Genomic DNA, 11375 nt, shown 5'->3' with positions numbered 1-11375 from the left:
AAGCTATGTCAGCCTGCTCCACAAGCCCTCAGCTCGGCCAATGCGCTCGATAGCGGTTTGCACAGCTATCATTTCGTCACGATCCGCCGCGTCGGCGCAACGGTGGTAGTCGGCGCCATCGGCGATAGAGAGAAAGTCAGCCACATATTCCAGCCAGCCGGCCGATTTTCTGCGGCGAACTCGCCGTACCCTTTCAGGTTCAAATATCCCTGCCACTCTCCGACCGGAAACAGGTATCCGATCTGAGGACCGACTCCCACCACGCGCGACCGGAAACTACCCAGGATCGGATTCTGACCAAAATCGTCCGTGATCTGTTGATAGTAGTATCCAACGAGACCGACCATGAGCTGCTTTGAGAGAAACTGCGAAGCACCCCAGTCGATGTGGAAATCGATGCCACTCTGGTATTGCGTGTCCGGATTCTTAAAATTGTAGGTGAGGCCGCAACCGCCGAAAACTCGTGACCGGTCTGCGGATTGAAATAGGTGTAGCCGCCGCCGGCGTCGATCCCACCGTGACCGATGCCAAGGTTGGAAGGGCGGTTTTGATCATAGGCGCCGACCGGAATATCGCCGGTCACATAGGTCATGAAATTGTGGACGCCGGCGTTCCACTTCAACGTCGCTTGGGGATACAGATCACCGATCGATGTGACCGAATCGGAGAGAGTTCCTGTCCGGATCGTAGCAAACGGCCCCACAGCCGCAGTCAGCGTTCCGTCGAGCGAGGTAGCCGAACGGCCGAAGAAGCCAGTCATGCCGATTGCCATTTGTCCGCCCAGCACTTGCGTAGCGAACGTATAGGTCGGGTTCAGAAGAAGAAGGTCGGCCTGCGAACTCAAGCGCAGATTCAAATCAACGTTGATGTTAGCGGGAATTTTACCGACGCGGATTTCCCTCGCCGCCGCCGCATTGCCGAAGGCGGTTACGCTAGTGTGATAATAGACCTCGGCCATCGACCAGCCGGGAACCCCAGGGACTGCCGCAAGGCTGCTGAAACGCCCTGGAAGCCAGTACGAAACGCCGTCCTCGTCGGCAAATGCAACGTCGGTCGAGAACCCGGCCAACGCCACAGCCAGACCGATTGTTGCGCGAACGAGCCGACAATAAGACTTCGGTTCGGATATGCACGCGTCATCTGCCTGTCCTCCCGCCACCAAATGGCAGTGTATCGATCGGCGATTCTTGTCTCGCCCAAAGGTAGCAACATCGTCAGATTGGCTCTGCATGTTGCACTAGGGTCACGCAGGTTCGCGGCTATTTCGGGCCCTTAAAAATTCGACAGCACGTTGACCAGAGGAAGCTCTGTCCGGGATAGGGCCTCTCGCTTACCACGCCTGCCGCGGCGAAAGCACGCCAACTTTCAGATGTTTAGCAGTCATACCGGGAACTGATTGCGCGGGCGCGCCCGTTCATGGACCCATAGCGGGCGTCCCTTGATCTGAATCAACGGCCTTCGTACTGTGGATGCTGTTGTTTGATCTATCTATTTCTGCGTGCCTCAACCTAAAACTGTACGGCTTCTCCATTAGACAAAAATGCAAAAGGAGCACTGCATGAACATTCTCAATCGACGTTTTTTTCTCGCCGTCGGCCTTGTTGCATTGACTTGCTTCACAGCGTTTCCCCCCGCAAGCGCGCAATCCATATCGCCGACGGAAGCGCAACAGATTGCGGAGGATGCCTACGTTTATGGCTACTCACTCATCACAACCGAAGTGACGCGCGTGCAGATGAGCAACGTGCCGAAGGTAGATATGAAGGAGTTCAAAGGCCCGGCCGGCCAGTTTGTCAACATTCCGCGCTATCCGGCTGCGGATTATCGCGGCGTTTCCGCGCCCAACGCGGACACTCTGTATTCGGTTGTCTGGCTCGACCTGACCGAACCGCAGGTGTTCAGTCATCCCGACATGGGCGACCGCTTCTACCTTTTCGAGGTTGTCGACCTGTGGATGTCGGATTCCGAGCACTCGCCGAGCAAGCGGACGGCCGGCGGAAAGGCCGCCAACTACCTGTTCACCGGCCCGGGCTGGAAGGGCGAGGTGCCGGCGGACATGAAACAGATTTCGATAGCGACCCGCTACATGATCATTCTCGGCCGCACCTATGCCGACGGCACCGAGGCAGACTACAAAGCCGTCAACGCGCTGCAGGCGCAGTACAAGATCACGCCGCTTTCCGCCTGGGGCAAGCCATACACCCCAGTGGCGCCGCCCGTGGATCCCAATCCAGGCTTCAGCATGACCGACAAGCCCCAGACGGTTATTCTCGCCATGGGGACCGAGGGGTACTTCAACCTCATGGCCAAGCTCATGGCCGCGGCTGCGCCCGCGCCTGCAGCGGATGCGCCGATGCTCGCGAGCATGGCGAAGATCGGCATCGTGCCCGGCAAGCCGTTCGAGATGAGCAAGCTCGATCCGGCAGTACAGGCAGCCTTGAAGGACATCCCGCAGACGGCTTTGAAGAAGATCGAGGCCAACAAGGAGGGCCTCGGCGTGATCGTTGATGGCTGGGTGGTCACGAAAGGCCTCGGTACCTACGGCCCCTCCGATTACATGAAGCGCGCAGTGGTGGCAGCCTTCGGCTGGCCTGCAAATCAGGAGCGTGATGCGGTCTATCCCAACACCGAAAAGGATTCGACAGGACAGAAGTTGAGCGGTGCGAACAAGTACACGTTGACCTTCCCAAAGGGTGCAACACCGCCCGTCAACGGCTTCTGGTCGTTCACCATGTACATGATTGACCTGGGCTGGTGGTTCGTTCCCAATCCGCTGAACAAGTTCACCGTCAGCATGCGCGACAATCCGAAGTTCAATGCGGACGGCTCGCTGACGCTTTACTTCCAGAACGAGTCGCCGGGAGTGGACAAGGAAGCTAACTGGCTGCCGGCGCCGAAGGACGACTTCGTGCTGATGCTGCGGATGTACTGGCCGAAGGACACGCCGCCTTCGATCATCGACGGGAGCTGGAAGATTCCGCGGGTGGTTAAGGTCGGCCCGTAAGAGCATTCGCGGGCTATCTCGATAGCGTGCGCAGGCGCTTCGGCGCCTGCCGTACGGATTTCTTGCGGCAGTCCAGTCTCGATGCATGACAATCGCAGAGTCAAATCATGCTCATCATCCTGACGCTCTACCTGATCCTGGTGTGGCTCATCTTCTCGAAGTTGAAGCTGGTCAAGTGGGGCTGGGGCTCCGGCACATTGACGGTGCTGATCGGCGCCTTCATCCTCGCGGTGTTCGTGGCGTTGTTCAATTACCTGACGCCGTCGGGAAGCTTTGTCGTCGGCTCCCGCGTCACGGAGGCCACGCCCAATGTTTCCGGCCAGGTGATCGAAATCCCGGTCAGGCCGAACGAAAGGGTCAAGGCCGGTACCGTCCTGTTCCGGATCGACCCGGCGCCCTTCAAATACAAGGTCGACCAGCTGGAGGCGTCGCTCGCGCAAGCGCGCCAGCAGGTCAAGCAACTCAAGGCCAACTACGAGCAGGCGACAGCGAATGCCGAGGGGCTCGCCAAGCAGCTTGCGTTTCACAAGCAGCGGCTTGACGATTACCGCAAGCTCGCCAGCGAGGATGCGCAAAGCCTCTTCCGCCTGCAGGATACGCAGGTCCAATACGAGACCGTGGAGTTCCAGCTGCAGGCGGCCAAGGCGGCGCAGCTGAACGCGCAACTCGCCATGCAATCGGAGGTCGGCGGGGTCAATACGACGGTCGCGCAAATCCAGGCACAGCTCGACAACGCCAAATGGGAGTTCGAGCAGACGACCGTCCGTGCAGTCGGCGACGGCATCGTTACGCTCCTGTCCCTGACCGCCGGCGACCGTGCCGTTCAGGGGCGCGCGGTGATGTCGTTCATCCTCACGGACGACATCGTCATCGTCGGCCTGTTCTCACCGAACGGATTTCGGACCATTAGGCCGGGCGCGCGGGTCAAGCTCGTGTTCGACAACGACCCCGGCCGTATCCACGAGGCGACGATTGCGGTGATCCCGCACGGCGTGGGGGAAGGCCAGATTGCCGTCTCGGGGATGCTGGCGCGCGTCAGCACGATCGGCGGCGCCAAGACCTATCCGGCGGTCATTTCCATACCGAAGGACTTCGACCGCAGCCAACTCAAGCTCGGGATGCCCGGCACCGCCACCGTGTTCGCAGAAAACGCGGGCGTCATTGGCTTGATCATGACGATTCTGGTCTGGGTCAACTCGTACACGGCGTATCTTTAACGGTATCGGGCAGATTCGCCGGATTGTGGAGGCGCACAGGGCATCGATCAGTCGGAGAGCATGTTCGGTATTGGCCCATAGCTGACGGTCTGGATGACCATCGAGAACGTCAGCTCTCCGAAGTGAACCGGAAGCCCTTTAGGTTCGGTCGCGATCGGCGGCTTTTGACCCGAAGCGGTCATTGCAGCCTTTCGCATTGACAAGAATCAAGAGGGAAAACCCGGCCTATTAGACACTACGGGCCGGTAGACGAGTCCAAACCTCAGGCGAAGGGACCACCCCATGAAGAACGCAACTCTCAATAGATTGGCGGCTGCCTTCTTCGGAATCTCGTTGTGCGCGACAGCGGTCGCCCCGGAAGCCATGGCCCAAAACAGGCAAGCGTCTCCGATCTACGAAACAGACCCACAAGTGCTGAAGGAGCTGGCAACGGGCGGTCAACCGATGGGACGCTGGAAGGAAGGCCTGACGTTTGATGGCGTCGCACCGATGCCGTGGCTTAAGAGCGCGACGAACTGGTTTCCGAACACCGAGGAGGTTCAACCCGACGAGATTCGCGTTACATTTATGGGCAGCTCGCCGCTGCCACGGCCCGGACAGATGGGTACGTCCGTTTATGTTGAACTCGGCAACGGCCACAACTTTATTTTCGATATGGGCCCCGGCTCGGTCGCCAACTACCTGGCCGCGGGCGTACCGCTCAACCGCATTAACGATATCTTTCTGACGCACCTGCACTGGGATCATGTCGATTCCGTTGCGTACATTTATATGTTCGGTGCGTGGGGCGGTCGCTGGCACGAAACGTTTCGTATCACGGGTCCATCTGGTCCGAAGCCTGAGCTGGGCACGCGCTACATGATGGACCGGATGAAAGAGATGTTGACCTGGCACCGGAACAACTTTGATGCATCGCCAATCGGTCAGGGCTTCGATATGGAAGTCAAAGAATTCGATTTCCGCGACGACGGCGGCGTGGCCTACGAGAAAGACGGTATCAAGATCACCCACTGGCGGCAGTCGCACGTCTCCGACGGCGCTTCAGCCTACCGCCTCGACTGGAACGGCATGTGTGTCGCGTTTACCGGGGACGGTCGGCCGAACTCACTCACGATCAAATACGCGAAAGGGTGCGACGTGGTGATCACCGAGGTTCAGGCCGAACTGATCTCCATCACTGCTACCGTCAACGGCGTGATGCCGGTCATTAACCGCACCACAATGGACCAAGCACACAACTCTGCTTACGCAGCCGGATATCTGTTCAGCGAACTGAAGCCGCGCATGGCGATGACCACGCATATGAGCTTCGACCCCTTCGCCAACCTGGAAATGTACGCCGAGATTCGTGAACAATGGAAAGGGCCGTTTCATTTCGGTGCGCCCGATCTGGTTGTTGTCAACCTGACCCGCGACAAAGTCTGGGTGCGCGACGGCGTCGTAGCCAAATATCCGAACATCGCGTCACCCAAATTCGACATCGAAGCGATGGGTGGGCTGGTCATCCCTGCGCCGCGCAATACGCGTCCGGAGATCCAGGAGCAATCGATCCGCGATGCCCAGATACCCCCTGATGATTACTACCCACAGGGTTACAAGCCGGAGCTGATCGAGGCGTGGCCAACTACCAAGCCGGTATTCATCCCCAAGGAACAAGTTCCGCCGGGGATGTGGCTCCGCGGCAAGCCTAACCCTTGATCGTCCTCTTCAGGTCTCTTCATGGCCGATAGCTGACGGTCTGCATGACGATCGCGAACGTCGGCTCCTTGAGGTGAAGCGGAAGTCCCCGGTCCGGTTGCTGTGGGCGGGTTTTGACCCTAAACGGACTTCGTCGCGGCGCCGTAGTGCCTACCTAATCCGTACAAGACCGCACACGACCTACGGCTGATTTGTACGGGAATTGGCGCTTGCAGCGTGCGACCACTTGAGAGCTAAGTTCGATTGTCGCGAGGTTGTGTTGTGCGCGGCAAAATGGTGCAGAAACCTCAATGGCCAAATCTATTTTGATCGGGATTATAGCGAGCTTCGCCTTGCTCGTGTTGAACCTGACTGGATTTTGCTATCTTCGGATGCGGTACCTTTCCAATCAAGAGCTGTTCGAGCGTGCAATTGCGCATGAAGCGTACAGGATCGGTGACTATCTCCCGGCAGATACACCGAAATCCTATCTGGCGAGCCATCCAAACTGTTGCTCGATGCCAGATTTCCAGCCGAGCAACGCGTCTCTCGACGTTCTGCTTGGAAACAAAATCCTCTATGTCCGTGTCGTGTACCAAAGGCTTCAGGCCGAAATCGATAAATACCCCCGAGAGAAATTCTATGAGGCGTTCGTCGAGACAACTCCTTGCGGAAAGACATTCCATGCGATCGGAATGAGCCGGGAGACCCCAGACTAGCCTTTGGCCGCTGACCACGTCTGCAACTGGCCCATAGCTGACGGTCTGCATGACGATCGGGAACGTCGGCTCTTCGAGGTGAAGCGGAAGTCCCCGGTCCGGTTGCTGTGGGCGGGTTTTGACCCAAAATGGGAATCAAAGCTCGAGCGCTGGTGAATCACCGAACACAGCAGCACACGCCGTGCCGGGTTGCTCCGGCCGCGCGTTGCGGTCGGGCAACACTTTCTGGAAAAGCGTAGCGCCAACAGCTTCCGCCCATTGCGCGTTTCCATTTTGATCCGAATGATCGATGCCGTCGCGTGCTGGGCGGTGCAACGGGGCTCGGATCGAGCCTTTGGAGGCTACGGGGTGATGAACCCGCGGCGAATTGCGACTCCGGAGTTGTGCGGGACGATCGTTCTCGCAGGTTGGCTCTTTGCCTGGCTTGCCGGCTCTGCCGGCATCGGGAACAGCGGCGCAGTGTCCATCGAGGACCTCGCACCATCTCTCGCCGCCAACGCCGAACCGGCCGATACGCGACAGGCCACGGCAGTCGACAACGTCAGCAAAGTGAATGCTGAAGCAGCGATGGCTGCGGAACCCGCAACGGGGCCGGCGTCCGACACGATGGCCCCGCCGCAGGCAGGTGTCATGGTTAACGTTGTCGCCAACGCCGATGCGGCGATGGCGGTCGAATCGGTGCCGGCGACGCCCCCTGATGCGACAGCGACCTCGAGCGAGCCGAAGTCAATCGTCGTGGCTGCGTTGCCGGATTCGTCGCAGACGCTGCCGGCCGAAACATCGCCGGTGCAAGCGGCGACGGCGAGCCCGCCTCCAGTGTCTGGTGACACCGAGGAGGCCGCGAAACCCCTGGATATTTTCGAGGAGTGCCTCGTCGTCGATGTCTGCATCGACCGGTACCTGTGGGCGCTCTACGAACGGACGCCGAAGCAAGACACCATCAGCGTACAAGAGCAGCGGAAAGTGACCGTCAAGAAGAAGCGCAAGACGGTGACTGTCACCAGGACGTTCACCAGGCGCGTCGATAACGATTTCACGTGGAAGGATCCGAAGGCGGCGGAACGAATGGGCATGCCGATGATCGACTACGTGATTGGAGGGGTGGATCGGAGCTTCAAACTCAAGCTGTTTCACGCGCTTTACGCGGCGGAGCGGGCCGGGTTGGCACCCGGCATCACCAGCGCGTTCCGGGATGACTACCGTCAATCGATCGCGAGCGGCCTGAAGGCGGCGTCCGACAAGTCATACCATGGAGGGAGCTTCCGTGGCGGCTATGGCCACGGGCTTGCCGTCGATGTCGTGAGCGTCAAGGGCGCGACGCGGGCGGAGCGTTGGGTCACCACCGAGGCCCTTTGGAAATGGATCGATGCGCGTGGACCGGATTTTGGAATCGGGCGACCGTATCTCGATCGAGATCCACCGCATGTCGCGCCGATAGACGGCAAGGAATACGCCGCTCACCGCGGCGGGACGAAAGCTCAGCACGCGGAAGCGGATCGCAAGAAGCGCGACCGCGGCGCTGCGCGGGTCGTGGCAAAACGATCAAAGACCGCAAAAGCGTCGAAGGGGAGAACGATCTGATCGGGTTCAGCGGCGCCTTCCAACACGACGCGGGCAACAATGCCTAGCAATCCCATCATCGTGCAAAAATACGGCGGCGTCTGTCTCGAAACACCGGCAAGAATCCGCGCGGCCGCGAGCAGTGTCGCCGATTTGCATGGCCGTGGTCATCGTGTCGTGGCGATCGTTTCCGCGATGGGCAAGACCACCGATGAACTCGTCAGGATGGCCTATCAGGTCAGCCCGCATCCCAATCGCCGCGAACTCGATATGCTGTTGACCACCGGCGAGCGCATCAGCATGTCCTTGATGAGCATGGCGCTGTCTGATCTCGGCGTGCCGGCGATCAGCTTTACCGGCAGTCAGGCCGGTGTCATGACCGACGGGTCCCATTCCTCAGCACGCATTCTGGACGTGCGGCCCATTCGCGTGCGCGAAGAACTCGATCGTGGACGCATCGTGGTTTTGGCGGGCTTTCAGGGCGTGAACCCGCTGACCAAGGAAATCACGACGCTTGGCCGGGGTGGCAGCGATACGACCGCGGTCGCCATGGCTGCGGCGCTCAAGGCGGAGTGCTGCGAGATCATCAAGGAGGTCGACGGAGTTTGCTCGGCTGACCCGCGCATCGTCGCGGACGCAATACCCTTGCGTCAGCTGGATTTCGCATCCCTATCCGAAATGTGCTTCTGGGGCGCCAAAGTCCTGCACTTTCGCAGCGTGGAGCTGGCCCACAGCCAAAACGTGCCTTTGGTCCTGAGAAAATGGGGCGGCACTCGACACAGCACGCAAGTGATGAAGGAGGTCGCAGGCATGGAGAACGGAAAAGTCCTGGCCGTCAACTCGATGGCTCGCATCGAGCATGTGGAGATCGACTCGGCGGACCTCAATCAAGGCTTTGAGAAGTTCGCGCAGCATCTCCAGCAAAATGGCTTGCCTTGGCCGCAACTCCTCGCCTCGGCTTTCACCGCCGACAAAACCCGCATCATGATGACTTGCGATTCCGAGACACTCGACGCGTTGCTGCGCACACTGGAACGGAGCAAAGACCTGCGCAAACAGCGCGAGACGCTGAGTTCGGTGAGCCTCACTTGCTTCGGCGGCATTTCCTCGGACCTGCCGTACAAGGCGGTTCAGATTCTGCAACGCCACGGAATCATCGCCGACAAGTATGTTTTGTCATCGCATTCGGTGAGCTTCTTTGTTCCGGTGGAGAGCCGTGAGGCCGCGGTCATGGCCTTGCATTCGCTGATCTAGACTAGAGCGCCGTTCCGATGGAACGGGATTCCATATCCATGGTTCAAACGCGTTTTCTTTTATCAATGCCCGAGCCGCGCCTCCGTGCCGGCAAGCAGCCGCTGAATGTTGGCACGATGGCGCACGATCACGTAGATGCCGCCTGCGATCACCAGCAAGCGATAGGGCAACGGTTGCTCAAGGCCGCAGACGAGGACGATCGCCGTCAATGCCGCCAGCATCGAGCCGAGGGAGACAATCCGAAAGACCGCCACCACAGCGCCAAAGGCCGCCGCAGCGCCGAGGCCTACCGGCCAGGACATCGCCAGCAACACGCCGAGCCCGGTCGCGGCGGATTTGCCGCCGGTGAAATTCAGCCAGATCGAACGGCCGTGCCCCAGCAACACGGCAAGTCCGGCCAGGCAGACAGCCCAGGACACGCACGTTTGCGGATCAAGCGATGCCGGCGGCGTGACGGATGGCAAGGTGTACAACCAGGGATAAAACCAGCGGGCGAACAGGATTGCCGCCACGCCTTTCAGCACGTCGACAAGGAGCACAGCCAATGCGGGCCACTTCCCCAGGGTTCGCAATACGTTCGTTGCCCCGGTGGATTTGGAGCCATGCTGGCGGATATCGATGCCCCTCAGCAGCTTCCCCGCCAGATACCCCGACGGCGTCGAACCGAGCAGATAGGCGATCGCCAGTCCAGCCACACCCGCGATCCAGAAGATCATGTCAGTCACCTCGATGCCCGCGGCGGCGCGTCCATCAATCCTAACGCGGATGCCACCAGCGTCCGCCGATCACGACGCCTTCGGATGCGATCTTGCGATCGCCCGTTAAATGTTCGCCGACCACATCGACATAGTCGAACGTCCCCTGCCGGACCGAGAGCAGCGTGGCGTCGCCGACGCTGCCCGGCTTGAGGCTGCCGAGCTCCGGCCGCCGCAACGCCATCGCGGCATTGACGGTGGACGCCGCGATCACGTCCGGCAGCGGCATCCCCATGCAGAGGAATTTCGACATCGTCGTCACCTGGTCGAATGCCGGGCCGTCGATGCAGAGCTGATGGATGTCGGAGGAGATGGTGTCGGGATAGAAGCCGTTGGCGAGCATCGCGCGCGCCGTCCTGAAGGCGAACGAGCCCTTGCCATGGCCGATGTCGAACAGCACGCCGCGCTCGCGCGCGTCCAGCACGACCTGCTTCACCGTGCCCTGCGCGGTCGCGGGCGTGTTGGGGAACGGACGGAACGCATGGGTCAGCACGTCGCCCGGACGCAGGCGAGCGAGCACCTCCTCATAGCTCGGCGGCGGATGGTCGATATGCGCCATCAGGGGCATGCCGACCTGCTCGGCAACCTCGAGCGCGATCTCGAGCGGCACCAGCCCCGAGGTGCCCGAGGCGAACAGGCCGACCCGCACCTTGATGCCGACGATCAGGTCGCGGTTCTCGTCGGCGACCCGCGCCGCGTCGATCGGATTCATCAGCCGCAGCTCCTCGCTCTCGCCGACCATCACGCGATCCGAGAAGCCGAAGATGCCGGCGTGCGAGACGTGCAGATAGGCGAGGATACGGACCTGGCTCGGCTCGATCACATGCTTGCGGAAGCCGGCAAAGTTGCCGGGGCCGGCGCTGCCGGTGTCGACCGAGGTGGTGACGCCGGAGTTGCGGCAAAACTCCTCCGCATCGATGCCGAGCGAGGTGCCGCCCCAATAGACATGGGTGTGCAGGTCGATGATCCCCGGTGAGACGATCAGCCCCGAAACATCGCGGACCTCGGTGGCGGGATCGGCTTGCAACTCGCGGCCGAGCGCAGCGACCTTGCCCGCGGCAAAGCCGACATCGGTCACGGCATCGAGTTTCTGCGACGGGTCGATCACCCGTCCGCCGCGCAGGATCAAATCGAAAGGCATCGTGTTCTCCGGATTCGGTCCGGCACGATGGTCGACTTCGCCGGCGCC

Annotated in this window: 8 protein-coding genes and 1 pseudogene; 6 read left to right on the top strand and 3 right to left on the bottom strand. The window is 60.4% G+C overall.

The genetic code is table 11. From position 1 onward, the window contains the following. Positions 1–68: 68 nt before the first annotated feature. A pseudogene (locus tag QA635_RS17670) lies at positions 69–1087 on the bottom strand (SphA family protein). 471 nt (positions 1088–1558) lie between these two features. On the opposite strand from QA635_RS17670, the gene QA635_RS17665 reads away from it, so the two are divergent. The 6 genes from QA635_RS17665 (at position 1559) to QA635_RS17640 (ending at position 9431) form a co-directional block, all read left to right on the top strand. Beyond that, positions 1559–3004 carry a DUF1254 domain-containing protein gene (locus tag QA635_RS17665; RefSeq protein ID WP_283070645.1) on the top strand — a complete coding sequence of 482 codons (1446 nt, stop codon included), beginning with the start codon at positions 1559–1561 and terminating at the stop codon, positions 3002–3004. Between the two features lie 107 nt (positions 3005–3111). Beyond that, positions 3112–4221, top strand: coding sequence for an HlyD family secretion protein (locus QA635_RS17660; protein ID WP_283070643.1), 1110 nt, complete (start codon positions 3112–3114; stop codon positions 4219–4221). Positions 4222–4503: 282 nt separating this feature from the next. Continuing rightward, on the top strand, positions 4504–5919 hold the full coding sequence (gene gntH / locus QA635_RS17655) for a guanitoxin biosynthesis MBL fold metallo-hydrolase GntH (RefSeq protein ID WP_283070641.1): 1416 nt from the start codon (positions 4504–4506) through the stop codon (positions 5917–5919). Positions 5920–6209: 290 nt separating this feature from the next. After that, on the top strand, positions 6210–6617 hold the full coding sequence (locus QA635_RS17650) for a hypothetical protein (RefSeq protein ID WP_283070639.1): 408 nt from the start codon (positions 6210–6212) through the stop codon (positions 6615–6617). 282 nt (positions 6618–6899) lie between these two features. Then, entirely contained in the window at positions 6900–8198 is a 1299-nt protein-coding gene (locus tag QA635_RS17645) for a peptidase M15 (RefSeq protein ID WP_283070637.1), read from the top strand. A gap of 39 nt (positions 8199–8237) precedes the next feature. Beyond that, positions 8238–9431: an aspartate kinase gene (locus tag QA635_RS17640; RefSeq protein WP_283070635.1), complete on the top strand. Its 1194-nt coding sequence runs from the start codon at positions 8238–8240 to the stop codon at positions 9429–9431. 62 nt (positions 9432–9493) lie between these two features. On the opposite strand, the gene plsY is transcribed toward QA635_RS17640, so the two are convergent. After that, entirely contained in the window at positions 9494–10147 is a 654-nt protein-coding gene (gene plsY, locus QA635_RS17635) for a glycerol-3-phosphate 1-O-acyltransferase PlsY (protein ID WP_283070633.1), read from the bottom strand. Between the two features lie 40 nt (positions 10148–10187). Continuing rightward, positions 10188–11327, bottom strand: a complete 1140-nt coding sequence (locus QA635_RS17630; protein WP_283070632.1) for an amidohydrolase/deacetylase family metallohydrolase — start codon at positions 11325–11327, stop codon at positions 10188–10190. Between the last annotated feature and the right edge of the window lie 48 nt (positions 11328–11375).

Source organism: Bradyrhizobium brasilense, from assembly GCF_029714345.1.
In the GTDB taxonomy this organism is placed as follows: Bacteria; Pseudomonadota; Alphaproteobacteria; order Rhizobiales; family Xanthobacteraceae; genus Bradyrhizobium; species Bradyrhizobium australafricanum.
This window is presented reverse-complemented; position numbering and strand designations above follow the sequence as displayed.